Annotated in this window: 22 protein-coding genes; 8 read left to right on the top strand and 14 right to left on the bottom strand. The window is 60.6% G+C overall.

Going from position 1 to position 25,090, the window contains the following annotated elements:
* The first annotated feature begins 26 nt into the window (after positions 1-26).
* The 3 genes from JQ609_RS21455 (at position 27) to JQ609_RS21445 (ending at position 3,205) form a co-directional block, all read left to right on the top strand.
* Positions 27-773: an acylneuraminate cytidylyltransferase family protein gene (locus JQ609_RS21455; protein ID WP_212274863.1), complete on the top strand. Its 747-nt coding sequence runs from the start codon at positions 27-29 to the stop codon at positions 771-773.
* Positions 770-1,948, top strand: coding sequence for a UDP-N-acetylglucosamine 2-epimerase (gene neuC / locus JQ609_RS21450; RefSeq protein ID WP_212274862.1), 1,179 nt, complete (start codon positions 770-772; stop codon positions 1,946-1,948). Before JQ609_RS21455 ends, neuC begins: the two co-directional genes overlap by 4 nt.
* A 102-nt stretch (positions 1,949-2,050) precedes the next feature.
* The gene (locus JQ609_RS21445; RefSeq protein WP_212274861.1) at positions 2,051-3,205 is read left to right on the top strand and encodes a hypothetical protein; all 1,155 of its coding nucleotides are present in this window, start codon (positions 2,051-2,053) and stop codon (positions 3,203-3,205) included.
* A gap of 37 nt (positions 3,206-3,242) precedes the next feature.
* Here JQ609_RS21445 and JQ609_RS21440 read toward each other — a convergent pair whose 3' ends face one another.
* Positions 3,243-4,043, bottom strand: coding sequence for an FkbM family methyltransferase (locus tag JQ609_RS21440; protein ID WP_212274860.1), 801 nt, complete (start codon positions 4,041-4,043; stop codon positions 3,243-3,245).
* A gap of 144 nt (positions 4,044-4,187) precedes the next feature.
* Here JQ609_RS21440 and JQ609_RS21435 point away from each other — a divergent pair, with 144 nt between their 5' ends.
* The 3 genes from JQ609_RS21435 to JQ609_RS21425 are packed head-to-tail and all read left to right on the top strand — an operon-like array spanning position 4,188 to position 7,768.
* Entirely contained in the window at positions 4,188-5,150 is a 963-nt protein-coding gene (locus JQ609_RS21435; RefSeq protein ID WP_212274859.1) for an NAD(P)-dependent oxidoreductase, read from the top strand.
* A 21-nt stretch (positions 5,151-5,171) separates the two neighbouring features.
* Positions 5,172-6,437, top strand: coding sequence for a hypothetical protein (locus JQ609_RS21430; RefSeq protein ID WP_212274858.1), 1,266 nt, complete (start codon positions 5,172-5,174; stop codon positions 6,435-6,437).
* Positions 6,434-7,768 carry an O-antigen polymerase gene (locus JQ609_RS21425; RefSeq protein WP_212274857.1) on the top strand — a complete coding sequence of 445 codons (1,335 nt, stop codon included), beginning with the start codon at positions 6,434-6,436 and terminating at the stop codon, positions 7,766-7,768. The genes JQ609_RS21430 and JQ609_RS21425 overlap by 4 nt, the downstream gene beginning before the upstream one ends.
* A 67-nt stretch (positions 7,769-7,835) precedes the next feature.
* Here JQ609_RS21425 and JQ609_RS21420 read toward each other — a convergent pair whose 3' ends face one another.
* The 7 genes from JQ609_RS21420 to JQ609_RS21390 form a co-directional block, all read right to left on the bottom strand.
* Entirely contained in the window at positions 7,836-9,041 is a 1,206-nt protein-coding gene (locus JQ609_RS21420; RefSeq protein ID WP_212274856.1) for a hypothetical protein, read from the bottom strand.
* A 179-nt stretch (positions 9,042-9,220) separates the two neighbouring features.
* The gene (locus tag JQ609_RS21415; RefSeq protein WP_212274855.1) at positions 9,221-10,609 is read right to left on the bottom strand and encodes a hypothetical protein; all 1,389 of its coding nucleotides are present in this window, start codon (positions 10,607-10,609) and stop codon (positions 9,221-9,223) included.
* Positions 10,609-11,835 (bottom strand): LegC family aminotransferase, encoded by a 1,227-nt coding sequence (locus JQ609_RS21410; protein WP_212274854.1) that lies wholly within the window; start codon positions 11,833-11,835, stop codon positions 10,609-10,611. The genes JQ609_RS21415 and JQ609_RS21410 overlap by 1 nt, the downstream gene beginning before the upstream one ends.
* A gap of 5 nt (positions 11,836-11,840) precedes the next feature.
* Positions 11,841-12,839: an NAD-dependent 4,6-dehydratase LegB gene (locus JQ609_RS21405; protein WP_212274853.1), complete on the bottom strand. Its 999-nt coding sequence runs from the start codon at positions 12,837-12,839 to the stop codon at positions 11,841-11,843.
* A gap of 205 nt (positions 12,840-13,044) precedes the next feature.
* Positions 13,045-14,142: a DegT/DnrJ/EryC1/StrS aminotransferase family protein gene (locus tag JQ609_RS21400; protein WP_212274852.1), complete on the bottom strand. Its 1,098-nt coding sequence runs from the start codon at positions 14,140-14,142 to the stop codon at positions 13,045-13,047.
* 12 nt (positions 14,143-14,154) lie between these two features.
* Positions 14,155-14,622 (bottom strand): acyltransferase, encoded by a 468-nt coding sequence (locus JQ609_RS21395; protein ID WP_212274851.1) that lies wholly within the window; start codon positions 14,620-14,622, stop codon positions 14,155-14,157.
* The gene (locus JQ609_RS21390; protein WP_212274850.1) at positions 14,619-15,680 is read right to left on the bottom strand and encodes a Gfo/Idh/MocA family protein; all 1,062 of its coding nucleotides are present in this window, start codon (positions 15,678-15,680) and stop codon (positions 14,619-14,621) included. The genes JQ609_RS21395 and JQ609_RS21390 overlap by 4 nt, the downstream gene beginning before the upstream one ends.
* A gap of 183 nt (positions 15,681-15,863) precedes the next feature.
* Here JQ609_RS21390 and JQ609_RS21385 point away from each other — a divergent pair, with 183 nt between their 5' ends.
* Together JQ609_RS21385 and JQ609_RS21380 are read left to right on the top strand one after the other, a co-directional pair.
* A complete protein-coding gene (locus JQ609_RS21385) occupies positions 15,864-16,928 on the top strand; it encodes an NAD-dependent epimerase/dehydratase family protein (protein ID WP_212274849.1) in 1,065 nt (354 codons plus the stop codon).
* A gap of 164 nt (positions 16,929-17,092) precedes the next feature.
* Positions 17,093-18,442 carry a hypothetical protein gene (locus tag JQ609_RS21380; protein ID WP_212274848.1) on the top strand — a complete coding sequence of 450 codons (1,350 nt, stop codon included), beginning with the start codon at positions 17,093-17,095 and terminating at the stop codon, positions 18,440-18,442.
* A gap of 85 nt (positions 18,443-18,527) precedes the next feature.
* On the opposite strand, the gene JQ609_RS21375 is transcribed toward JQ609_RS21380, so the two are convergent.
* The 6 genes from JQ609_RS21375 to asnB form a co-directional block, all read right to left on the bottom strand.
* Positions 18,528-19,736 carry a glycosyltransferase family 1 protein gene (locus JQ609_RS21375; protein WP_249128253.1) on the bottom strand — a complete coding sequence of 403 codons (1,209 nt, stop codon included), beginning with the start codon at positions 19,734-19,736 and terminating at the stop codon, positions 18,528-18,530.
* Complete coding sequence (locus JQ609_RS21370) at positions 19,712-20,641, bottom strand: NAD(P)-dependent oxidoreductase (RefSeq protein ID WP_212274847.1); 930 nt, start codon at positions 20,639-20,641, stop codon at positions 19,712-19,714. Before JQ609_RS21370 ends, JQ609_RS21375 begins: the two co-directional genes overlap by 25 nt.
* Positions 20,638-21,456, bottom strand: a complete 819-nt coding sequence (locus tag JQ609_RS21365; protein WP_312014881.1) for a methyltransferase domain-containing protein — start codon at positions 21,454-21,456, stop codon at positions 20,638-20,640. Before JQ609_RS21365 ends, JQ609_RS21370 begins: the two co-directional genes overlap by 4 nt.
* Positions 21,457-21,484: 28 nt before the next feature.
* Positions 21,485-22,054: an acyltransferase gene (locus JQ609_RS21360; RefSeq protein ID WP_249128250.1), complete on the bottom strand. Its 570-nt coding sequence runs from the start codon at positions 22,052-22,054 to the stop codon at positions 21,485-21,487.
* A gap of 104 nt (positions 22,055-22,158) precedes the next feature.
* Complete coding sequence (locus JQ609_RS21355) at positions 22,159-23,247, bottom strand: glycosyltransferase (protein ID WP_212274844.1); 1,089 nt, start codon at positions 23,245-23,247, stop codon at positions 22,159-22,161.
* 3 nt (positions 23,248-23,250) lie between these two features.
* Positions 23,251-25,089, bottom strand: a complete 1,839-nt coding sequence (asnB, locus tag JQ609_RS21350) for an asparagine synthase (glutamine-hydrolyzing) (protein ID WP_212274843.1) — start codon at positions 25,087-25,089, stop codon at positions 23,251-23,253.
* Between the last annotated feature and the right edge of the window lies 1 nt (position 25,090).

Genomic DNA, 25,090 nt, shown 5'->3' with positions numbered 1-25,090 from the left:
GGGCGGGCCGGATTTATCGAGAGCAAATGGCTGACAAACCGGAGATATTGTTCCTGCTGGTGGGACGCGGCGGATCGAAGGGATTGCCGGGCAAGAACCTGCGCGAAATCGGCGGTCTCAGCCTGATCGGCTACAAGGCCAGATCGGCGCTGCAGTCGCGCTATTGTTCGCGGCTTATCGTCTCCAGCGACAGCGCCGAGATCAGAGCCGAAGCCGTCCGGCACGGCGCCGAGATGCTGTTTGAGCGTCCAGCCGAGCTTGCGACCGATACGGCCTCCTCCAACGACGTGGTGCTGCACGCAATGGACTGGATCGAGGCCCATGAAAAGCGCCGCTACGACGCCATCATGCTGCTGGAGCCGTCGTCGCCGTTCGCGCGCCCCGAACATTTTGAAGAGGCGATCGATCTCTTCGTGGCGCGCAACGCCAGCCTCGTGGTCGGAATGCGCGAAACGGAAGTGTCCTCGATCTTCGTCGGGCCGCTCGGCAAGGACGGCTCGATCGGCACCATCGTCGATAAGATGCTCACAACAACCGCGCAGCGGCGGCAGGACCAGCCGATCGAAGTGACCATGAACGGCGCGCTCTATTTGATCGGCTGGAACGCCATGCGCAAGCATGGAAAGATCTATGCCGATCCAGCCGCCAGCTACGGCATCCTGATGGACCGCCTGCATTCGATCGAAATCGAAACCGCGGCCGACCTCGCCCACGCCTCCTACGTCATCGAGCATGGAATGCTCGACGCGTCGCCGTGGCGAAAACAGCCATGACGAGAACGCCCCGCCGCATAGCCGTGGTGACGGGGTCTCGGGCCGACTACGGATTGCTGAAAGGCGTCCTGACACGGTTGCAGAAGATGGACGATGTCGATCTGCAGGTCATCGCCTGCGGCATGCATCTGCCGCCAAAATTCGGCGAGACCTGGCGCATCGTCGAGGCCGACGGTTTTAAGATCGCAGCCAAGATTGACCTCGAACTCCGCGACGACCGCGCCGAGACGGTGGCGCGCGGCACCGGGATTGGCGTGACCGGCTTTGCCGAGGCGCTTCCGAGGCTGGCGCCGGATCTGCTGGTGGTGCTCGGCGACCGCTACGAGATCCTCTCTGCCGCGGTGGCGGCGACGCTGTTGAATATTCCGATCGCCCATATCCATGGCGGCGAGGTCACGGCCGGCGCGTTCGACGACGCCATTCGCCACGCCATTACCAAAATGGCCTGCGTGCATTTTACCGCCGCCGAGCCGTATCGGCGGCGCGTCATCCAGATGGGCGAGAATCCGGATTTTGTGTTCGATGTCGGCGCCCCCGGACTGGATCTGGCGGCTACCGCGCCTGCCGTGAGCCGGTCCGCGCTGTTCAGGGAACTCGGTATCAGCGGTCCCGAACGCTTCCTGCTCGTCACCCTGCATCCGACCACCGCGCGCCCCGATGCCGATGCCGCGAATGTCACATCACTTCTGGGCGCGCTGGCGCAGATCGACGATCGCAGTTTCATCGTCACCGGCGTCAACGCCGATCCCGGATACCGGGTGATCGACGACGCCATCAAGGCCTTCGTCGCGGCGCGGCCCGGCCAGGCGCATCTGTTTGGCTCGCTCGGCAGCGAGCGCTACTGGGCGGCGCTGCGGCTGGCCGATGCCGTGGTGGGCAATTCGTCGAGCGGCATCCTGGAGGCGCCTGCGGTCGGGGTTCCCTCAGTCAATATCGGCGACCGTCAGTTGGGCCGCCTGCGCGCGGCGTCGATCATCGATTGCCCCGCCGACCAGACGGCTATACTCGCATCCCTCCGCAGTATTCTCGACGGCCGGTTCCAGCCCGACACGTCCAGCGAACCGCCCTACGGCCGCGGCGGCGCATCCGAGAAGATTGCTGGAATCCTTCGAAAGATCGACCTCAGCAATGCTTTTCCGAAGTATTTTCACGACTTAGCTACGGTTCCGGACTAGCGACGGCCGGTCCCTCAAGGGCCTTCTTGGTTGCTTGGTCGATGCCGCAGGTTGTATAGATCGGGCGACTGAACAAACCGCGCATTCCGGGAGAATCTGCAGATGACGACGATCGACTCCATGTCCGATGTGGCGGCCGGCGTGCGCGAAGCCCGGATGCAGGCGCTGCCGATTCCTCCCTATAGCGGCAAGTCGCTGCCCAAGATCGATTACGACGCCCATCCCGCCTATGGTGGCCTGTTTCCCAAGGCGACGCTGCGCGAGCGGATTCACGCCCTGGACGTTTTCCTGCGCACGTTCGCGTTCGTCACCATCCGCCGCATCGTCGATTACGACAACATGCCGCTCTTGACCAAGGAGGCCGGCTTCAGCGGCCTGAATTTCAGAACGGCGTTGCGCTACATCTCGATGTACACCCGCATCCGCGCCAGCCGCATGATCGGCACGCTGACCGGCGCACGCCATCCTGCGGCTCCCGCGAACCCCGCCCTTCTGAACCAGATCAAGTCCGACGGTATCGTTCCGCTGACGCTCTCGCCCGACGAGATCGAGCAGGTTCGCCGCGTGACCAATCCAGGATTTGCCAAGCTCGACGAACGCCGCGCCGGCATCCCGCTGGAAAAGCGCAAGTTCGACGACAACGTCTACTGGTGCACGCGCTCGTCCGATCCGCAGGCGTTCGCGACCGTCGAGAACATCTTCAACCGCTACGGCATCATCGAAGCGGCCAGCGCCTATCTCGGTCGCCCGGTCGGCGTGAAGCACGTCAACGCGCAGATCAACGACGACGGCTATACGTTCTGGAAACGCGTATTCCCCGATACCCAGCTGGCCGACCCCTGGGGCAGCTATCTGCACATCGATGCCACCTACGGCATGCTGAAATGTGCGATCTATGTCCACGACATCGGTCCCGATGGCGGCCCGTTCTGCTACGTCCGCGGCAGCCAGAACGCCAAGATCGGCTGGTTCGAGGGTATGGTCCGCCGCACCAATGACTTCAGCGGCTTCTCCGGCCGCAAGCCCGAAGCGCGCAAACTGTTCATGGCGCTTCCGGCGTTCCTTCAAAAGAAGGCGGATTTCGGCGGCGACCTGCGCGATGATTCAGCCGACGTCCAGCGCCTGCGCGAAGGGCATTTCAGCGCCACGTCGAACTACGGCAACTGCATACTGTTCGACGGCAATGGCATGCATCGCGGCGGAATGGTTAACAAGGGCGAGCGGCGTTGCATCTTCATCCTGCTCGCGGAAATCTGAGGCGGTTGCTTCCGCCAACTGGCAGACGAAAAGCCGGTTAGCTGCTGGCGCCGCGAATCTTGCTCGACGTTCTGATATAGTCCGCCAATTGGTCGGGACTGAAATACGCGGGCTGGCTGCGCAGCGCGCTGTCCTTGCGGACGAAGGCGAGATCGATCTGCGCCAGCGCGCCGTCCAGCGCCCGCATGTGCCCTTCCAGCACGTCATAGACCGCAAACCCCGCCTCGTCGCAGAAGCGCACGACGTCGGCGAATTGGGGAATGCCGTGCCGCATCGGCATCATCGTGGTCTCCAGGATCAACAGGTCGATCTCGCTGATCCGGCTACCCAGTCCCTTGAGCACTTCAATCTCAGCACCTTGGGTGTCGACTTTGAGAAACACCGGATGTTCCAGATTTTCCGGCAGCAGTGAATCCAGCCGGCGCATCGGCGTCGACCGCGCTTCCCCGTCCAGCACCTTGCCCTCGACCTGCGAGAACAGGCTGGAGCCGGAAATGTCGTCGTGGACGTTGAAGGTGACCTCGCCGTTCTCCGCGCCGGCGGCGACCAGAAAATATTCCGCGTTGAGCCGCTGCTTCAGCTTTTCCAGAACGGGACGGCACTCGGCAACCGGTTCAACCAGAAAATACCTGGCGCGCGGAAATGCGTCGTAGATTGGCGATGTCCCGAACGCAATACCGACATCGATGACGGTGCGCACCTCGAACCCGAGCGATTTGAGGTGCTTGAAAAAGAGACCGAAGTTCCGAACCGGCGCATTGGTTCGCAACAAGCGAAGACCGATGATCTCCAGCACACCATTGACGGCCTGGAACACGGCTGAGATGATTGCCTTCATGAAGCTCCACACGCACGCCCGAGGCGTTCAGTCAGATCCATTCCGAAACGCGTGCCACAATTTGCAATTAATGGGTTGGTTTGTTAGATCACCGGGACAGGCTGGTCAAGCGACCGCAACTTTTGTAAAAGCAGCGAATTCAGCATGAAAGTTCTTGTGACCGGTAGCTCTGGCTTCATCGGCCAGGCCCTGATGCGTCGGTTGCTGGCTGCGGGATTCGAAGTCGCGGGCCTGGACAAGGACCCCGGCGCAACGACGGATTACGTGTGCGACATCCTGGACGCCGCGCGGCTCAATCAAGCCGTGCAGGAATTTGCGCCGGACGCCCTGGTCCATCTCGCCGCACGCATCGATCTCGATGAAAAGACCAATCTCGCAGGCTACACCGCCAACATCGAGGGCGTGCAGAACGTAGTCGCCGCCGTCCGGCTCACTTCGTCGATTCGGCGGGCGATCTGGACGTCGTCACAGCTCGTGTGCCGCGTCGGCTACGTCCCGCGCAACGACACCGACTACACCGCCGATACTCTCTACGGCAAGAGCAAGGTCCGCACCGAGCAGTTCGTTCGAGAGCAGGACGGCGCAGGACGCGAATGGTGCCTTGCCCGCCCGACGACGGTCTGGGGGCCGGGCATGAGCCCGCATTACCAGCGCTTTCTTCGAATGATCGAGCGTAGCCGCTACTTTCACGTCGGCCATAGCCCGCTATGGAAATCCTACAGCTATATCGAGAACATCGCGTTTCAGTATTGGCGGCTGCTCGAGGCCCCCGCTGACCTCATCCACGGGAAAACGTTCTATCTGGCGGACTACGAGCCGATCGATCTCCTCGCCTGGAGCGATGCGTTTCAGCGGGCGTTCCAGTCACGCCCGATCCCGCATATGCCGCTCGGTATCGCCCGCATACTCGCCCGGTGCGGCGATGCCGTGAACGCCGTGGGTTTGAGGAAGTTTCCGTTCAATTCGTTCCGGCTCAATAATGTGCTGACGCAATATCAATTCGACCTCAAGCCTACCGAGGCGGTCTGCGGACCGCTGCCGTACAACATGGAGCAAGGCGTCGCCGAAACCGCGGCATGGCTCCGTGCGTTGAGAAACGCTGATTGAACACAGCACAGGTCAGCAACGATGAAAATCCAGAATATTCCTTTATGGGTGTTTTTCGGCCTGATGATTATGTTCATTCTGGCCTTCACGATCGGCTATACGCTGGATATCCACTCTCACACAAAAGCGGTCCGCCTGATTACGCTTTGGCGCGCGGCACTTCTGATCGTTGGCGCCACTTACCTTTGGACTGTTCGCCAGGACCTTCCAAATCTCGTTGACGCGATCTCGATCACCGTCGGATGCATGTTACTGGTCGGCGCATTCAGCGGACTGTTCAATCATAGCGACTGGCGTTCCTATCTTGTGCATGGCTTTCAATACGCCTCCCTGCTTGTTTCCTATTTGATCGGTCGCGACCTGGCGCGCCGCGACATTCCAAAGATGGCCTTTACCGCCATTTTCATCACCATTCTTGCAGGTTATACGATCGCGATGATGCTGTACGCGGCGACTCCGGGATTGCACAGCGGATCTTACAGTTTCCAGCCAAATCTTGCCCTTCTCCCACTGGCCCACAATGGAAATCCGATCTCGACGATCGCGTCTGCGGTGTTGATCATAGTCGGAAACAAACGAGCCGTTTTCATCGGCGCTTGCTTTTGTACGGCAGCCTTGGCCGTGCTCTTCATTGCGAAGCGCAGGGGCGGATTCAGTTTCCCCGTTCAAACAATCTCAATTTTCGTCCTAACCCCAATGATCGCGGCCGCAACTATTTCGATACTTTCGACGGTACAAATCCCTCTGATGGGTATGGTTGGGACAAGGCTTTCCTCGTCGCCCTCGTTTATAAACACAGACACAAAATCGAGAATGGCTGACTCAGGATCGAAAATGGCAGAGGCCACCGTCGATCCGCTGGTAAGATTGACGGGGGCCCGCAACGTAGAGATTGAGGCGATATGGCAATTGCTTAGCTCGAAACCGAATGAATTTCTAATCGGCGCCGGCTTTGGATCCAAATTCGAGATGGATTACGTCTCCCCCAATAACTACGATCGTGTAAGGTACACGCGAGAGCAGGCGGACGTCATGCCGGCTCACATCGCGATGACGAGCGGATTGCCGCTCGCGATACTCTTTACCGGCATTCTCGTCGTCGTCTTCTGTCGAATGTTTTCGCGCCTCGGTGAGCTGCAGCACATGGACAGAACGTTTTCGCTGTTTTCCATAAGCCTGCTGATCGACATTCTGCTCGGGTTCAATCCTACCAATGCTTTAGTCTGGTCTTCGATCGGTTATGCTACGATGCGATCCCTCGACTCCGGCACGATTACTTCAAAATGAAGTTTCTTACCCATCCAGCGGGCTTGATGTGCGCAGTTTGGGCTGCAGCAATCACGCTATTCTACGTGTCCCCAATTTCCTACGTTCACTCGCCGGGCATCGTCGCGTGGACGATTATTCTGGGCGGCATAGCATTATTTTGCTCAGGTGCGCTGGTGGGTGGAAGGAGGAAAAGTCTCAACGCGTCCGCCACGCAAGACCCTTCATTGGACAATCTCGTCGTCGTGTGCGCAGCTCTCGGCTTTATCGGCATCGCCGCCATGACGTTCGATAAGTTATACCTGAGCGATATCGACTGGTCGCAAGGATTGTCTGCGGCTCGTGATAAACGAGCCAACGAGGTCATGGAAAACATCGGTATTCGACGATCCTGGCTGCTGTATTTCGGTTATTTGACGTTTTCGTTTTCTTGCGTCGCCATAACGATATTCATGCTGGCGGGAGAACGTTTGCGCACTTTTGCTAGCATCTGTGGACAGGCGTCTGTATTGCCGATGACGATCTATGCCGTGCTCTACGGCGGCAGGATGCCGATCTTGTTGGTCATTCTTTTGTTTGTTGGAGCATCCATAACGCGCGTCGCTCGAGGCAGGACACTCGTTCCGGCCGATCGCTGGCTATGGTGGAAGTTTGCGTTTGTGGCCGTCGCATTTCTCGCCTACACGAACCAGGTTTGGCAGACTCGCCGCGATATGAACCGCATGTCCACATATCCGACCTTCCTTGCGGTAGCAGCGTCACGCTGGGAGATGCAGCCAACCCCGTTGCTTGACAGCGCTATTCGCAATGGAACCGTTCCGGCAAATCTGGCGATGGATTGGCTGAGTATCGATATGTATCTCACCCACCCGCCAACCACCGTGCAGCGGATGGTCGAACATTGGCGGGAATTTTCGATCTACGGCGGTCTTTATCAGATCGGCATCCTTTCACCGATCAGCGACATAGTCGCCCCCTCTCTCAAACTTCCGCAGACCATGCGCACCGAGTTGAGCGCTATCGGGGCTTATGGATGGTTTCCCAGCGCCTGGGGTGCGTGGATCGGAGATGCTGGGCTGATTGGCGGCGCCTTTTGCGTGTTCGTCTGGGGATTGCTGTCTGGCTTCTGCTATCGGCAGACCCTGGAGCGGTCTTCTTTGAGCGCCGCACTGATGTTGACGTTTGCCTACCTCGGCATCCTGGTCAGTCCCCTGAATGGCCCGTTCGGCTTTGCCAATTCCTTCCTGATATTTCTGTCGTTTGCGGCGACTTATGCGTGGCTCTCCTGGCGGAACCGGGCAATCAGAAAGTCAGACGCGATTAGTTGCAGCGCGAGAACATCCAATAGTTGATCCTTGTTTGCAGCCCTGCCGTCTGCACGGTCAGGCTTAAGCGTCATTTTGCAGAGGTTGCTTTGTCTCATGGATAAAGCATATCCGAATCAGTCGGAAGTCCAGTAAGCGCCAGCGCGGGAGCTTCCGTTCGATAGTTGCGGATTTTTTGTTGCGCCAGAATGGCCAGGCTGGCAAGCAGCGCCGCGCTGGCGATGCCGCCGGTCAATGCCGCGCCGTAAATACCGAAGATCGGAACCAGCAAGACGTTGAGCAGCGTCGATATCAATGCCGCGCCGAGATTGCAGAACAGCAGGTAACTATCGGATCGCGCCGCATAGAGAGCATACGAAGGAACGTCGGCCATCATGCGCAAGAAAACTCCCGGCAGCATCGCATAGAAGACCCAGATGCCGGACGCATAAACGGAGAGACCAAGCACGTTGAGCATTGGCCCCATGAGCAGACCGGAAATAATGATCGTTCCCAGGGCAAGGGCCAGCAACGACCAGAAAAACGAGCGAAGAGCCGCCCGATAGGCTTCTGCGCTGGCCGTATATCCGGAAATGACCTTCGGCAGGAACTGGTGTGATACCGATGCGCCAAGCGACAGCAGGCCGATCAGGATCGTCGAGTAGAACGTGTAAATGCCCAGCGCCTCGCGCCCGACAAACATGTCAATGACGAAACGATCGACATAGGAAATGACAAGCGCGCCGGCCGCCGTCAGCATGAAGGGACGCGCCGTACGCAGGCCCGCGAAAATGGCATTCCAGTCGGGACGGTAACCTCTCAGTTCCCGCCACGGCAGGCCCGACAGCGAGGCCGCCGAAAAGGCGATCGCAAGAGTGCCGCCGAGCGCCCACCAGACCAGTACCATTTCAAGCGTCCGCGTCGACGGCGTCGTGAACATGAGAACCGCCATCGCATAGACCCAAATGCCGCCGCGCAGAAACACACCGATATAGGCGCGAACTGGACGCTCGGTGATGATCAGGATGCGCGTTGCTTCAAGCGAAATGTGCTCGGTGATCAATATGAGCAAAAACCACGGCGCGAGCCTCGACGGAAACAGTCCCGCCAGGATCGCCGCCAGCACCAGAACGCCGACAACCAGCAGCGCCATCACGCCCAACGTGATCTGATCGGCAATGATCCGGGTTCGCCTCGCCGGCGACGCCGGCACCATTTCCCGCAGGGTATACGAATAGAATTCGAGCCCGATCGCTAGCAGCGCGAAGGCCAGGGCGGCGGTCAGAAGACCATACTCGCCCATCTCGGCGGGCGACAGCATCCGCGCCAGCAGCAATGACAGCAGAAAGCGGCTCGCCAGCGTCAACCCCCGCAGGATGAAGGCGGAAGCCGTGCCTGCGACCGCGGGACGCTTCAGGAAACCAAGCAGACGAGCCGGCATCGCGCCATTCCAGTGAGTTCACGTAGGGGATCAACGTGAATTGCGAGCAGAGCAAGACCCTATGTAGCGGGTTTGCGAGATTTCAAAAATTTCGGCAGATATACATTCAACGAACGCGCCAACGGTTCGACGGCTTCGCATGCGGCATGATTCTTGGGATCGAATTTGCGCCAGCCGAAATAGTCGCCCTCGACACTGACCGACGCCAAATGTCTTATGATTTCGCGACGGGCCGCAACCATATCGTCCGGTAACCGCCAACGCTTCAGTCTGTCGACGAGACCGCCGATCTCCTCGACGTTGCGAACCTGCAGGAAGTGATCCTCGGTCGCATAATATGGATCCGTGGCAACGGAGCAAAGTCCCGCCAGCGCGGCCTGAAAGCCGATCGTGCCGGTGAACGTGACCGAGACCCCGCACTTTTCAATCAGCAGGTTGGCCGGCACATCATATGGAACCAGCGTGACAAAGGGCAGCTTTGACAGCCGTTCGAACAGTTCGCGCTGACGAAAACCGAACTGGAGTGGATGATCCTTCACGAAAATGCGGTAGCCGGCCTCGCCGAGCACCTCGCAGTACCGCACCAGCACATCGTCGTGCGCAAGCATGTCAGGGGATTTCAGCCAGTAGTCCATCGAAGCTTCGGGAAAGAGCTGCAGCCCCAGGAAGACACGCCGCTCACGCGGCACCTCGCCGAGCCGGGACTCCCAATTCCGGTCGAGCAGCTTCAGCGCCGCTACGTCCCCGAACCGGACCTTGTGCTTCAGCCGCTTCAGCGCGTCCAGGTAATGGATGTTAAACCGATCGCGCTTGAGAAACCGCCAAAGGTTAAAGAACGCGCCGCGCACGGCATAGTAGCCGACCACGCGCCAGAACTGCCTGGTCGAGAATCGCTTGGCGTCACGCACATAGGCCGGCGCGAAATCCGCCTTGCACAGCACGTTGACCGCGGCTTCGACCTGTTCATTCGAAGGCTCGCGCAGCCAGATCGGCCGGCCCCGGCGCATCAACATGACTTCGTCCGGAATGATCGACGTCGTCATTTCCAGAAAGTCGATGCCCCGCGCGCGCGCCGTTCTCGCCATGACGTCCATGACGTAGCGATCGATGGTGAACGTCATGACCAGATCGGGGTCGAGCTCATCCAAGGCGCGCTCGATCGCCTGCGTCATGCCACCGATCATCCGCAGCGCGAGCGCGCGGTCGATACTGCGGAGCACCCTGCAGCGAAGGATGATATCAGCACATCCGTCGTCGCCGAAGCGCGCGAGCGCAGCGGCGGCCGCGTCGCCCTTGGCCATGAAGCGATAGAAGTCGTCGACCAGCGACCGGTCGCCCTCCCCGCGCAAATCGCTCAGGACGGTGACGTCGGCGAAATCAATTCGCGAGCCCAGATATTTCCACCACGGCGTCGTGCTGTGAATGGTGAAGAAGATCAGACGGGGCATCAGTTCTTGTTCGCGCCGGTTTTCTCGCTGGCGGCCAGAAACGGACTGCTGGGAAGATTGACGCAGCGCGTATACATGTCCTCCGCCACCGGCAACCGCGAACGCGGGCAGTTGCGGTACATCGGCAGCAGATGCATGGGCGTCCACAGCGGCCGGGCATGAACGCCATTGGCATGGAGCGCGGACAGCAGCCGGTCGCGCTCGCCCGCGTATTCGCGGTCGAGAATCAGCGTATTGAGCCAATAATTGCTCCGCGCGCTGTCAGGCTCGCGATAGATGCCTGCATGGGCAAAGCCGCCGAACACCTCGAGGTAACGCGCCGCCAGCTCGCGCTTGGCCTCGACCATCGCCGACAGCCGCTCCATCTGGCCGCAGCCGAGCGCCGCGTTGATGTTGGGAAGCCGGTAGTTGTAGGCGACTTCGTCGTGGTCGAACGACCACGCGTGCGATTTCTTGGCCGTGGTGGTGAAGTGCCGCGCGCGGGCGGCGTGGGCGTCGTCGTCGGTCAGGATCATGCCGCCGCCGCCGGTGGTGATGATCTTGTTGCCGTTAAAGGAGAGCACGGCGGAATGGCCGAAGGTGCCGCAGGCCTGCCCCTGCCGAGTCGAGCCGAGCGACTCGGTCGCGTCCTCGACCACCACGAGGCCGTACTTGGCGGCAACCGCCAGCAGCGCAGGCATGTCGACCGGGTGCCCGAAGATGTGGACCGGAACGATCGCACGAAGGCGCCGGCCGGTCTGCTTGTTCACCAGTTCACCGTTGCGGCGAACCGATATCTCCGCAAGGTGCGCGTCCAGTGCCGCCGGATCGAGGCCCAGCGTATCCCAGCTAGAATCGACGATATGCGGAATGGCTCCGGCATGGCTAACGGCGTTGGCGGTCGCGACGAATGTGATCGCCGGCAGGATGACTTCATCGTTCGCCTGCACGCCCTCGAGCAGCAATGCGGCATGAAGTGCCGCGGTGCCGTTGACGATGGCGATGGCATGACGGGCCCCGGTGGCGGCGGCAACCATCTGCTCGAACTGGGAGACATACTTGCCAGCTGTCGATACCCAGTTGGTGTCGATGCAATCGAGCACAAGTTCGCGCTCGCGCGCACCCAGCCGCGGTTCATGCAGCGCCACCGGGCGGGTCGCGGCGCCAAGAACGGTATCGACCGCTTCAAGTACGGCACCCACATTGAGCTCGGCGCGGCGGTCGGCAATGGCTGAAGAATGGCTCATCAGGCTCACAGATTGTAGGCGTTGGCGCGGTAGCGCGACAGATTTTCGTTCTTGGTGAACCAGGATATCGTCTGCTCGAGGCCTTTGCGAAGTCCCTCGATGCCGGCCATGCGCGGCGACCATCCCAGGAGCTTTTGCGCCTTGGCGTTGCTGGCCCACAGACGGTCGACTTCGCTGCGTTCCGGCCGAAGCCGGACGGCCTCCTGCTCGATTTCGATCTCGGCGCCCATAAGCTCGGCGATCAGCCCCGCGGTATCGCCGATCGAAATCTCGAACCCGCTGCCGATGTTGACGACTTCGCCGACGCCGGCCTTGGTTTCGAGCGCGGCAAGGAAGCCACCCACGGTATCGGCGACAAAATTGAAATCGCGCGTCGGGTGGATGCTGCCGAGCTTGATGGCGCGCTGCCCCGCTGCGATCTGCGTGATGATGGTCGGAATCACTGCGCGCGCCGATTGCCGCGGGCCATAGGTGTTGAACGGCCGCACCACCGTCACCGGCGTGCCGAACGAACGCTCGAACGACAGCGCCAGCTGATCGGCGCCGATCTTGCTCGCCGAATAGGGCGACTGCCCTTGCAGCATGTGGTCTTCGGTGATCGGGACGAACTGCGCCGTGCCATATACTTCGCTGGTGGATGTGTGCAGGACGTGGGAGACGTCAAAGTCCCGCGCCGCCTGCAGTACGTTGAGCGTGCCGCGAATGTTGGTCTCGACGTAGGTGTCGGGCGAGTGGTACGAATAGGGAATTGCGATCAGGGCGGCGAGATGCAGTACGGCGTCGCACCCCTTCATCGCCGTGCGCATACCGTTGGGATCGCGGATGTCGCCGGCAAATACGTCGAGTTCCTTGCGGATCTCGGGCGGCGACGCATCAAGCCAGCCATGCAAGCCGAGCGCATTGTAATGCACGAAGGCGCGCACCTCGAAATTCCGGCGGACCAGTTCTTCCGCAAGATGCGATCCGATGAATCCGCCCGCGCCCGTTAACAGTATTTTTCGCAAAGTTCCCGTTCCCGTTGCCAGAGCCATGCACCCTCGGTGCGGCATGGCGCTTCTAAACAGTACCGCGGCTGGAAACCAGATCGAATGGAGCAAAAAACGCCGCCGGCACTGATTTTGTCAGCGCCTCCCCGGCAGCCACGCCGTTCTCAATTTCACCAACTTATTGATGTATTTACCATTTTACCGCGCCCGAGATCCGGACCGGTCAGAATGCGCGTACCAGGTCGATCACCGCGCGCTGCTGATCCGCCGTGATCTCCGCAAACATCGGCAGCGATAGAATCGTGCCCTGCTGGCGATGCGCGTTGGGGAATTGTTCCGGACGGTGGCCAAATCGGCTATAGGCGGCGAGAAACGGCAATGCGGTGGGGTAGTTGATCGCGGTCTGCACGCCATTGGAGCCAAGATGCGCCGCCAGCGCGTCGCGCCGCGGGTGCAGGATCGTATAAAGGTGATAGACGTGGCTGCGCTCCGCCGCGACGCCGGGCACCACGACGCCGTCGACCTGGTTGAGGCCGGCATCGTAGACCTTGGCAGCCCGCTGACGCGCAAGAGTCCAGTCCGGCAAATGCGGCAGCTTGGCGGAGAGGATCGCCGCCTGCATGCCGTCGAGCCGGCTGTTGATGCCCTCGATCTCATGCTGATGCTTGGTGAGGCCGCCATGGCGCGCGAGCATGGTCATATGTTCGGCCAGCGCATCGTCGTTGGTGACGACGGCGCCGGCATCGCCCATCGCGCCCAGGTTCTTGCCGGGATAGAATGAATAGGTCGCGGCGTTGCCGAAGGTGCCGACCTGCCGGCCCTTGTAGCGCGCCAGATGCGCCTGCGCGCAATCCTCCACCACCCAGAGCTGGTGCTTCTTCGCGATCGCCATGATCGCGTCCATGTCCGCCGGCTGGCCGTACAGATGCACGGGAACGATGCCGACGGTGCGCGGGGTGATCGCGACCTCGATCGCCGCCGGATTGATCGTAAAAGTGCTGTCGTCGGTATCGCAGAACACCACGGTGGCGCCGGCATGCGTGATCATCGCCGAGGTGCTAATCCAGGAATGCGCTGTCGTGATGACCTCGTCGCCGGGCTGAACATTCAGCGCGGCGAAGGCGAGATAGAGCGCATCGGTGCCGTTGGCGCATGACAGGCAGTGCTTGATATCCACGGCGTCGGCGAACTCCCGCTCGAAGGCATCGACGTAAGGCCCGCGGATGAACGAATTGTCGCGGATGACAGCCGCGATCGCGCCGTCGATCTCGCCCTTGATGGTCTGATACTGAAGCTGCAGATCCGCAAAAGGTACCGGCATCCCTGGCCTTTCCTATTTCCGCTGATCCAGCCGGCGCGCCGGATTGCCCGCATACATGCCGGCGGCCGTAATGTCCTTGGTCACGACCGCCCCTGCGCCGATGACGACGTCGTCGGCGATACGGACCGGCATGATCGTGGCATTCGAGCCGATCGACACCCGGTTACCGATCACGGTCTCGCGCCACAGCTCCTTGTTGCCGCGGGCCGGCCTCCCGGTCGAGAACGTGTCATTGATGAACACCGCGCCATGGCCGACGAAGCAGTCCTCGCCGATCGTCACCAACTCGCAGATGAAGGCGTGCGACTGCACGCGGGTGCGAGCGCCGATGCTGACGCCCGTTTGAATCTCGGTAAAAGGCCCGACAAAACAATCGTCGCCGACCTTGCAGCCGTAGAGATTGCAGGGCTCGACAATCCTGACCCGTGCCCCGAACTGGACATCGCGCACGCCTGCGTGGTGGATCTCCGGCTGGTTCACGACGCCACACCGAGCCGGCTGAGCCGGGGCGTGAACCGCAGCCGGACCTCCGCGCCGGTCTCGATCGATTCATAGAGCGCGGAAATCAGCTCCAGGCTCTTGCGCCCTTCCAGGCCGTCGACCAGCGCCGCCCGCTGATTGATCAGGCAATCGATCACATGCTGATAATAGGCCTGATGCCCAAAACCGTAGACGTTGGGCGGATTGACGGAAAATTTCTCGACTACATCCTTGTCCGACGCAAGCTCTTCGACGAAGCGCCAGTGCCTGATCTGGTTGACGGCGAAGCCTGCGATTTCCACCGTGCCTTTCTCGCCGAGGATCGAGAGCGAACCTTCGAGATCGGTCGGACGCGCGGCAGTGGTCGCTTCAATGATCCCGAGCGCGCCGTTGCGGAATTTCAGCGTGGCGACCGCGGTATCTTCGGTTTCGATTTTGGCCAGCGCCGTGACCGCGCGGGCGTGAACGCTCACGACATCGCCGAAGAACCACTCCAGCATATCGACGTGGTGGCTGGCCTGGTTGGTGAGCACGCCGCCGTCATAGGCCCAGGTGCCGCGCCAGTCGTCCTGGTCGTAATATTGCTGATCCCTGCACCAGCGCACGCGCACGGTACCCAGAATAAGCCGGCCGAACCGGCCGGCATCCAGCGCCTCGCGCGCCTTGACCACGGGAACGTTGAAGCGGTTCTGCTTGACGATGAACAGCTTGACGCCGGCCTCGTCGCAGGCACGGATCATGTCGTCGGCATCCTGCAGCCGCAGCGCCATCGGCTTTTCGACGACGACGTGCTTCCCTGCCTTGGCGCAGGCGATGACATGCTCTGGATGCATTCCGCTCGGCGTCAGCACGGCGACCGCGTCGATGTCCTTCCGCGCCAGAAATTCGTTAATGTCGTAATCAGCGGGAACTCCGAACTTCGATGCGATGGCGTCGGCCCTCGCCCGGATCGGGTCGCAGACCGCGACCAGGCTGGCTCCGTCGATGTGATTGCCGCCCAACAGCTCGGAATGACGCTTGGATATGCGTCCGCACCCGAGCAAGCCAAATTTGATCACGATAACTCCCTCGTCGGCGGCGGCCACATCGTTCGATCGGGACCGGCCAGAGCACGGAGTTCTATATGAATTGAACGCCCTGTAAATCAAGGCATTGCTGGCCGGGCTGCCGGCGACCTCCAGCCGGAGAACAGAATACCGACGTAAACCTTGGTTGCCCAGAGGCGATTCGCGTGACTATACTTGACCCAGTCACTCTTAAACTGGCAGCCTTCCCGGAATGGGTGCCTTTCACTTCATGAGGCGCCCGGGAATGTTTCATTAGGTTGTGGAACGGTGGGGGAGACAGTTCGTGGCGGGGAGGCGCGGATGAGTGACCATGCCCATGTGCTGGTAACGGGTGCCGACGGGTTCGTTGGCCGGCATCTCGTGCCTTATCTGGCCGCGCGGGGCTTCAAGGTGACCGCCGCATGCCGGCGGAACTTTGTGTTCAAAGGTCCGAACGTGGTCACGGTCCCGCTGCCCGACCTTTCCGTTCCGTTCGATTGGCGACCATTGCTCCGCAAATGCGATGCCGTCGTCCATCTTGCCGGAATTGCTCACAAATTTGCCGATGACGACCTGTATGACCGGGTCAATCATCTGGCGACCGGCGCGCTCGCGCGTGCGGCGTCCGAGTGCGGCATCGATCACCTGGTCTTCGTATCGTCCATTGCCGCCCAATCCGGTTCCTCTTCAGATCGCGCATTGACCGAGGATGCCGCGCCGCGGCCGAACAATGCTTATGGCAGGTCGAAGCTTGCGGCCGAGGCCGCGGTTCGCGCGGCAGGCGTTTCGTTTACGATCCTGCGTCCGGTCGTCATCTACGGCGAGGGCGAAAAGGGAAACTTCGCAACCGTCCACAAGATATCGCGGCTGACGATCCCGTTGCCCTTTGGAGCGCTGACGGCCCGGCGATCCGTGCTTTCGATCCAGAACTTCAACTCGGCGGTCGAAACGGCGCTGACCAACTGCCGCGCGCGCAACGAGACGTTCATCGTCTCCAATCCAACCCCCGTGACAGTTGCAGACCTCATCGCGCGTTACCGCGCCAGGCGCGGCAAACGAACCTGGCTGATGGCCGTCCCCGAAAGGTGGATCGAATTTTCTTTCAAGACGGCTGGCCAAGGCGCGATATGGGAACGGATCGGCCGCCCTCTGGTAGCCAATCCATCCAAGTTCATCGCTGTCGGCTGGCGTCCATCCGACCCGTCTGCGGACTATTCACCGCCGCTTCGGAAGGCGCCGGGCAAACACATCGCAGCCTGAACGAAAGGCCGACGCTCCCGCGAGCGTTCGTGCGCCGGCTATATCAGATTTCCGGACAGCTTTTGAAATTGTGAGCTGAAAGCGCAGCGTCCGCTGCCCTGGCATCCGATCCGGCGCGCCGATTCCTGATTGTACGGCCCGGACAATTGAGCTACCGAGCTTCGATGCGTAACAGCTTGAGTGAGCGCAAAGATATCGCCGGCCGCCACCCGTTGCGTGGAGAGCATCTCAGACTGATCCTGATTTGCCTTCACATTTTGGTCTGCTGCATATCTCTCGTTTTCGTCGCGACGATCTATCCGGAGTATCACATTTTCTTTCGCGCTGCCGACCTGGCTGGCGCCGTCGTCATCGTCGCGGCGTTCGCTCTGGTCGCGCTGCTTTTTGTTTTTGCCGAATTCAGCTTCGGTTATTTTATCGGTTTTTTCTTTTACACGATGGCTCTCGGCTACCTGTGGATCAATTACTTTTCGCTATTCGACTATAACCACCGACTGACCGGGCTTTCCGCTGCGGCATCCGCGATCGTATTTCTGTTGCCTTTGCTGCTTGTCCGTTCACCGGTCCGTCAGATCTGGACACTGTCGTCAGATGCATTGGATCGGCTTTTGAGCCTTATCCTTTTGGCGGCCGCCGCGACGATCGTTGTCGGGGCGAGTTACAATTTCAGATTCGTCACCGTCGGCGATATCTACACATACCGCGAAGCACTTCAATTTCCCGCGATCTTGAACTATCTGACCGCGATAATGACGACAGCGCTATTGCCGTTCGCATTCGCCTGCCTTGTGGAGCGCAAATGTTTCTGGCGTGCCGGTGGGGCCCTGATCCTGTTGCTGCTGTTCTATCCGGTCACATTAACCAAGCTCGCCCTGTTTACACCGGCATTGCTCGTCGGGATGATCGTCTTGTGCAGGCTCCTCGAAGCCAGGACCGCTGTCATAATGTCGGTGCTGGCGCCGATGACGGTCGGCTTGATCCTGTTCCTGCTATATCGATACGAGCTTCTGCACTACAATGTGACGATAACCTATTTCGGGCTCGTCAATTTCCGGATGATCGCCATCCCCTCGATGGCGATGGATTATTACAACGACTTTTTCTCCAGACATGACGTCACATATTTTTGCCAGATCCGCCTGTTGAAGCCGTTCGTGTCCTGCCCCTACCAGGAGCAGCTCGCGGTCGTCATCTACAAAGCGTTTGGAATCGGCGGATACTTCAACGCTTCGCTGTTCGCAACCGAGGGCGTCGCTTCGGTCGGCCCGATATTCGCTCCGGTCGTCGCATTCGCGTGCGGGCTCGTGATCGCACTGGGCAATCGTCTATCGGCCGGATTGCCGCCACGCTTCATTTTGCTCTCTGGCGCGGTTTTGCCGCAAGCCTTTCTCAATATCCCGCTCACCACGGTCTTGATCAGCCACGGCGCGGCGCTGCTGTTCCTGCTCTGGTACTTCATGCCGCGCACCATGACGGCGCCATCCGAAGCGCCCAAGCCTGCCGCTGCGGATTGATCGCGAGTCCTACGGCTACCGGATCGCGATCCAACGGCCATACGTATCCCGGCGCTCAACGCGGGCTCCGCGCCAGGGCTTTGGTTCAGCCACGCCCGCGACGTCGCTGCTGGAAGAGCTGGACCGTCTGCAGAACGGTATCCGCGAAATCCGCCGCAAAGGCAGCGACCCGGTCGTCCTGATGCGGAACAAGGTTTCGAATTACCAGAACTTCGGCATCCTGCGAAGCTCCAATGAAATGATCAGCAAGCGTAACGGGATCGTCAGTTCCGAAATAGCGCGCCGCGCCGGCGGTCTGTTCGCGATGCACGTCCAGATCCGATAATATCATTGGAACGCCGAACGATTTCGCCTCTTCGACGGTCGTGCTCCATCCCTCAAAGCGAGATGGGTTTACAAGCGCAGTGGAAGCCCGCAACAGCGCGTACACATGCGACAACGGGATCATTCCCAAATGAAGGAAGCGCTTCTCGAGCCCACGGCTTCGAACCTGCGCCATGACGTGGTCGAAATACCCTCGCTCACGCTGATCCTCGGTGCTGCCCGAAGCGCACACGACGACGTCGACCCCGCGCTGCTTCAGGACGGTCAGCGCATCGACCACCACCTGATGGTTCTTGTGCCTGTAAAATTGATTTGGCAGGTAAAAATATTTCTCGGGCAATTGGTACTGCGCAATGACTTCGGCTGGATTGGTGGTCAAGAGCGCCGGCGACGGGTGGGTCGCGAAACGAACTGTGCAGATCCTGTTTGTCGCCTTGGGGTAATATCTCTTGAAGTCGCGGTGCGCGCTCTCGCTACTCAGCATAATGGTCCGCCCCGAGGCGATCTGAGCACGGAAACCGAGTTCCCGACGACATCGCGCGGCGGCGGAAAAGAGGTGTGGCAGCCTGCGATGTTGTAGATCTGGAAACCAGGCGACTGCGGGATAGGGGAGACGCCAGCCAAAGAAACGCGCCGATTCGAAAACGGCGTCGACACGCTGCGTCCGGAACTCCGCCACGGCTTTCTGATCCAGCCCCAGCGCCAGGGCGCTCGCCAAACCAAAACGGCCTTCGAAAGCTGCCGATCGCACAACTTCGACGCCCCATATCTCAGCAAGCGAGGAAAGGTCAGCGTCGTCACGATTCCCGGCAAACAGAATCGGAGCAAATTCGCCTGGGCGAAACTGGTTCAGCGACGCAAACAAGTTACTCTGGTAGTTGTGGCCGCCAGCCCAAAGCTGGCGGGGGATGTGCGTGAACGCAAGGCGCAGCGGCACACGCCTAGTCAACGGGCCTGTTCCCTGAACCATGAAACATAATCCGCAAGCCCCTGTTCGACAGGAATCTTCCAGTCAAAGCGCAACGCGCGCAGCGTTGCGTCGTCAGCCAGCAAGCTTGGCGGATCGCCTGCCCGAACGGCTCCGGAATATTCCAAGGAGATGCCACCGTCCCAGCTCTTCGCCAACATTGCGGCAATGTTCGCCACCGTCGTTCCCAACCCGGAACCTGCGTTAATCACGTGAAAGGTCTCTGGCTGCGGTCGGCCTCCGATCTGCGCAAACAGCCGGACGACGTCGCGGACATCGGTCCAGTCACGCACCTCCACGCCCGTCCCTCCCAAAACCAGGTTCCGCTCGCCTGCGTGCAGGCGGGAGCAGATGTCCCACGGCAACTGCTTGCGCAGATACGGCCCGTAGACCGAGAACAACCGCACCACCGTGCTGCGCAAGCCGAAAGTGACGGCATAGCTCCGGCACAGTTGCTCCATCATCAGCTTGTGCTGCCCGTAGGGCGACATCGGAAGCACCGCCGCATCCACCGCAATCGCACCCTCATGACCTGCGCCATAGACCGCCGCGCTCGACGCGACGATCAAGCGGCAATCCCTGGCGGAACCGCGCAGCCACTCCAGCAATCTGGCCGTACCCGCAACGGTACGCGAAAAGTCCTCAAACGGCTGCGCGATCGATAACCCTACCGACGATCCCCCGGCTAGGTGAAAAATGGTCGACGGCAGTCCGGACTGGCTTGCCAGCGTGTTGAGATTGGCCGCATCGATCTCGCCGTTCAGCCAATGCTCAAGGCCAGTGCGACGCTTTTCGGCGTCTTCGATTGCGCCGTGGCCGATGCCGTGAACGCGATAGCCCCGATCAGCCAGTACCCGAACGAGATGCCGACCGATGAAGCCATTGGCGCCGGTGACCCACACGTTCATGCCGGTGCCTTGTGACACACGAATGAGTAGAGCCGGCCGGGCCGATGGTCAAAGTGCTCAGCCATGGAAAGCAGGGACCTGAAAACGCTTCTGTAAGCGAGTGCGGCACTCCAAAACGGCTTGACCGGAATCGTTCGGGCCAACCTTTCCACTACAGCCGCTCGCAGCGTCTCGATTGTATGGGGAAACAGATTGATCGGACTCCTCAGCGGGGCAAGCACCTCGATGTCCGCAAATCCCGCATCTCCTAACGCGCCGGTATATCGACCGAGAGGATATGCGTGCTCGGCGCCATAAAGGTGATGCAGGGGATGCTGATCGAGGAATTTGCCGAGGTCGGCTTCCTTGCTGATCACGTGTTCGCGGACGGCGATGAGCATTCCGCCGGGGCGAAGTACGCGGAACATTTCCCGGCATGCGCTGTCGAGATCGCGCATATGGTGCAGCACGGCCCGCGCGAACACCACATTGAATGCGCCGTCAGCGAACGGCAGACGTTCGGAAAATTCCTCGACCACCTCGATCGGCAGGCGAGCCTCGGCCGCGAGACGGCGGATCGCCGCTGTCCCGACCACGGCACTGGGATCAGGCTCAAGTGCGGTGACCGCAAATCCGCTACGCGCCAGCGCGTAGCTCGCAATTCCGCGCCCGGCGCCGACGTCAAGCGCCTTGCCGGTCCGATGCTCCAGAAAATTGGAAACTGCCTGCCATTCGGCGCTGACAAAATAGCGCTCGGCCGCATCGATCAGAGGGTCATCATAGAACGCGTCGAGCACGAGCTGGCGCTTGTCCGGCTGATTGCGCAGCCAGACCACGGCATCTTCCCAGGTAGTTAATCTCCGCTCACCTTTCATCGGGCGGAATCTCCTTGATAAGCACCGCCGGATTTCCCGCCACGATGGAAAAGGCCGGAACATCCTTGGTGACGACCGCCCCGGCAGCCACTACGCCGCCCGCGCCCACTGTCACCCCGCGCAAGACCATTGCGCCGGCGCCAATCCAGGCATCGTCGCAGATCTTCACCGGGCTTTCGCCGAGCGAGATTTCGCGCGGGTGGCCGCGGGTGAAGATTTCCCTGATCTGTTCGTGACGTTCGGCCGCCCGAAGCGGATGGGTAAGGCTGTCAAAAATATTTGCGTTGTGCGAGATTAGGACGCGATTTCCGATGACGATGGAGGAGGCCGACCAGATCCGACTCCCCTCACCGACGTAGCACCATTCGCCGATCTTGATTGCACCGCCGTGTGCAAACGTAAAGAGCTCTCCAAGGATGCGGCTATGTCTGCCGACAACGATCTTATCGGAGTCACCAAGAGCGTTCTTGATCCTTGCTCGGGAGCCGAGCACGGCATCATGCTCGAGCCGACAGGTAGCGCGCCCAATCAACCGCCTGATCAAGTAGTCGATGTTCATCCAATCAACCCGAGGCATGCTGCAGCCCACAACGAATTATCCGTACCCATCATCGACGCCCGATCATCCGCTCGGCCCTCAGCCATGCAGACGCTCTAGCACGACTAGACCCGCGCGGCGAGATCGCCGAACCGCTTCCACTGCGAGGCCTTGCTGTAGGCCTCTCTAACCCGGCTCCTGCCCCGTCCTGCCATTTCGGCTGATTTCGGCCAATCTTGCAGACATCTTGAAACGATTTCGGTCGCCGCCTGCGGCGACGCGTACGTCTCTATCGTCAGTCCCGGCTCCATTCCATCCGGATAGCCGCCGGCGTCGGACACCAGCAGCGCACCGCACCCCATGGCCTCGAAGCAGCGCATGTTTCCCCTATCCGTCCCCGCCATGTTTATGGCGCCGTTAAGCACGATCTTGGACGATCCGATCAGTTCGTAAAACTGCCTTCCAAACACCGGGGGCTTTGCGATCTTGACGATGGAGTCGGGGCGCCGGTGTCTTTGCAACGGTAGCCAGGCGCCGATTGCGCTTTCGGAGAGCTTCGTCAGCCGCGAAGCGTCGAGACAATAGACGATCCGGCGCGTGTCCGCCGACCTCGCCACCTGCTCGAGCGTCTTGGCGCGCGCGGTGTGATGTCGCGAATAGCCGCCCACAAAAAGCACGTCGATCGTACGCTCGCCGTGACCATACTCGTCCATCAGCGGGTCCAGCGCCGGAAAAAACAGTTCTGCTCGGCAACCCCTCTGGCGCCATGATTCAAGGATTGACGGAAAGTTTCCGAGCACCGCGCCGTAGGCGGTCAGATCGGCGTTTCCTGACGGCGCGGCACGCCAGCAGAAAGTTTTCCTGACACAGCCGGGCAGTTTGCCGACGAACGCGCTGGGATAACGCACAGGATCGAGATTGTAGAAGACTTCGGTCCGGTGATGCTCGATCTGGGCGAGCAATATGACCTCGAGCGTCGGCTTACCAGGAAGTCCTTGCTCCCGCGCCCAGTAACGCTGCAGTGTTTCGTCGTCGCCATTCGTGAAGAATGCCTCGGGAGCTTGATCGAGCACCGGCTTTAGAAAATGCAGCGCGCCGAAGCGGTCATCCAGGAAAATGCGACGCCGCTCTTCGAAGCTCGACGCTTCCGCCGCGAGCTGGTTCAGGTGCGCGAGATAGGACGGGTATAGCCCGCTGTTTTGAAACAAGCGCATCGTTCACGCAAACCTTGCCAGCGTCCATTTCATATTCAGATACGGCCAAATCCGGCCGACCGATTCCCAGTCCCATGTCTTCGACGATGTTAAGCGGCCGACCGTCCTGCGCAGGCCTGCTTCGTTCACCAGTTCGACGAACGCCGGCACCTTCTTATCGAGCAGACTGGCAGTCCAGCCGGCGAGAGGCCCGTTCAACCATTCCGGCATCGGCGAATTGAACCCCACCTTCCGGCGTCCCATCCGGATGGATTCCGGCATCAGGTCGGCCATCGCCCGCCGCGCAATCGCTTTGGAATAGCCATCGGAGAATTTGCACGTCTCCGGCAACGCCATGGTGTACGTCACCAGGCGCCAGTCCATGAATGGCATCCGGACCTCGATGCCGTGCGCCATCGACAGCCGGTCGAAGTTTCGCAGGATGGTAGGCAGCACAGTGCTGTGAAACATCCCGTAGAGCCGCCGGTTCAATGGACCCCAGTCGCGCGGCAGCACGTCGGCGGCGGCGACCAGCGGAAGCTGGGCCGGAACGTCGCGCAGACCGCCGCGCAGGAAATAGTGCCCCCGGCGCTTGATCATCAGCGTCCGCAACAGATCGGCGCCTCGTCCAGCCAGCGTCGAACCGGAGCTAAGTCCTGCGAGCAGGTTTCGCATCCGGAACATGCCCGATTGTCCCTCCTGAAGATAGGCTCCCATCAGCTCGTCCGCGCCATGGCCGTCCAGCGACACCGTCACGTCGTGACGCCTGAGTTCCCGATAGATCAACCAGGCGGCGCTTGGAAGTCCAATATAGACGTCATCATTGTCGTCGAGAATTCGATCGAGTTCGTTCAGCGCGTCGACCTTCCCGATCTCGAGGAATGCAGGCACGACATCCGCCCAGGCCGCGGCCTCCTCGGCCATCGGCCGCTCGTCGTTCGAGGCGCCGGGAAATGTCGCAACGAAGGCATGGCGCCACGAGGTGCTGTCCCGCGGGCCCATGCCGGCTTTTTCGTGCGCCGCCATGGTGCAGATCACAGCCGACGAATCGAACCCTCCCGACAGACAGGTCCCGATCGGAACGTCGCTGCGCATTCGCAGCGCAACTGCATCCTGGAAAATCTCGCGAAAGCGCTCGACCCGTTCTGCTTCGGTGTTCGGGATTGCCGGCAGGTGATCCACCGTCCGCCACCAGCGCTGGATTTCCAACCTCCCTCGGCGCAACCACATGTAGTGACCGCCCTGCAGCCGGCGCACCTCCTGGCAAAGCGTCCGCTCGCTGCCCTCGACGCCAAAGGCATCGAGCATGAGCCGTCGCGCCACGTCGATGTCCAGCGAAGCATTGATCAGACCGCTTCGCACCAATGCGCGCTGCTCTGATGCAAAGACAAAGCGCTCCGATGTCAGCGCATATAGTAGCGGCTTGATGCCGAAGCGGTCGCGCGCCAGAAACAATTCTTCGGTCTTGGTGTCGAAGATCGCCAGCGCCCACATTCCGTTGAAGCGCGTCAGCATGCCTTCCTGCCACGCTTGCCAGGAGGCCAGGATGACCTCCGTGTCGGACTGGCTGCGGAAAATCGTCCCCTGCGCCTCGAGCTCGCGCCGCAGTTCGAGAAAATTGTAAATTTCGCCGTTGAACACGATCACATGGCGGCCGTCGCCGGAAACCATCGGCTGATAGCCCCCGTCGCCGGGATCGATGATTGCGAGCCGACGATGGCCGAACGCCAGATTGCGTTTCGTGCTGAACCAGCTTCCCTCGCCAAAGGGCCCGCGATGCGCGACCAGGTTTGTCAGTCGCGAGATTTCCGCCGGTTCGACCGCGTTGCCGCGGAGGTTCACGATGCCTGCAATTCCGCACATT

Origin of the sequence: Bradyrhizobium sp. AUGA SZCCT0169 (assembly GCF_018130085.1) — a bacterium.
Classification (GTDB): domain Bacteria; phylum Pseudomonadota; class Alphaproteobacteria; order Rhizobiales; family Xanthobacteraceae; genus Bradyrhizobium.
Note: the sequence above shows the minus strand (reverse complement) of the source record. Positions and strands in the feature narration are given on the sequence as shown.

What these genes read in the sequence shown, in the direction of transcription:
- JQ609_RS21415 (WP_212274855.1), bottom strand. Translation starts at nt 10,609, where the DNA reads ATGCCCCGTCTGATCTTCTTCACCATTCACAGCACGACGCCGTGGTGG.
- JQ609_RS21360 (WP_249128250.1), bottom strand. Translation starts at nt 22,054, where the DNA reads ATGAACATCGACTACTTGATCAGGCGGTTGATTGGGCGCGCTACCTGT.
- asnB (WP_212274843.1), bottom strand. Translation starts at nt 25,089, where the DNA reads ATGTGCGGAATTGCAGGCATCGTGAACCTCCGCGGCAACGCGGTCGAA.
- JQ609_RS21355 (WP_212274844.1), bottom strand. Translation starts at nt 23,247, where the DNA reads ATGCGCTTGTTTCAAAACAGCGGGCTATACCCGTCCTATCTCGCGCAC.
- JQ609_RS21455 (WP_212274863.1), top strand. Translation starts at nt 27, where the DNA reads ATGGCTGACAAACCGGAGATATTGTTCCTGCTGGTGGGACGCGGCGGA.
- JQ609_RS21445 (WP_212274861.1), top strand. Translation starts at nt 2,051, where the DNA reads ATGACGACGATCGACTCCATGTCCGATGTGGCGGCCGGCGTGCGCGAA.
- JQ609_RS21430 (WP_212274858.1), top strand. Translation starts at nt 5,172, where the DNA reads ATGAAAATCCAGAATATTCCTTTATGGGTGTTTTTCGGCCTGATGATT.
- JQ609_RS21435 (WP_212274859.1), top strand. Translation starts at nt 4,188, where the DNA reads ATGAAAGTTCTTGTGACCGGTAGCTCTGGCTTCATCGGCCAGGCCCTG.
- JQ609_RS21440 (WP_212274860.1), bottom strand. Translation starts at nt 4,043, where the DNA reads ATGAAGGCAATCATCTCAGCCGTGTTCCAGGCCGTCAATGGTGTGCTG.
- JQ609_RS21420 (WP_212274856.1), bottom strand. Translation starts at nt 9,041, where the DNA reads ATGCTGTCGCCCGCCGAGATGGGCGAGTATGGTCTTCTGACCGCCGCC.
- JQ609_RS21380 (WP_212274848.1), top strand. Translation starts at nt 17,093, where the DNA reads ATGCGTAACAGCTTGAGTGAGCGCAAAGATATCGCCGGCCGCCACCCG.
- JQ609_RS21375 (WP_249128253.1), bottom strand. Translation starts at nt 19,736, where the DNA reads ATGGTTCAGGGAACAGGCCCGTTGACTAGGCGTGTGCCGCTGCGCCTT.
- JQ609_RS21370 (WP_212274847.1), bottom strand. Translation starts at nt 20,641, where the DNA reads ATGAACGTGTGGGTCACCGGCGCCAATGGCTTCATCGGTCGGCATCTC.
- neuC (WP_212274862.1), top strand. Translation starts at nt 770, where the DNA reads ATGACGAGAACGCCCCGCCGCATAGCCGTGGTGACGGGGTCTCGGGCC.
- JQ609_RS21400 (WP_212274852.1), bottom strand. Translation starts at nt 14,142, where the DNA reads ATGCCGGTACCTTTTGCGGATCTGCAGCTTCAGTATCAGACCATCAAG.
- JQ609_RS21425 (WP_212274857.1), top strand. Translation starts at nt 6,434, where the DNA reads ATGAAGTTTCTTACCCATCCAGCGGGCTTGATGTGCGCAGTTTGGGCT.
- JQ609_RS21410 (WP_212274854.1), bottom strand. Translation starts at nt 11,835, where the DNA reads ATGAGCCATTCTTCAGCCATTGCCGACCGCCGCGCCGAGCTCAATGTG.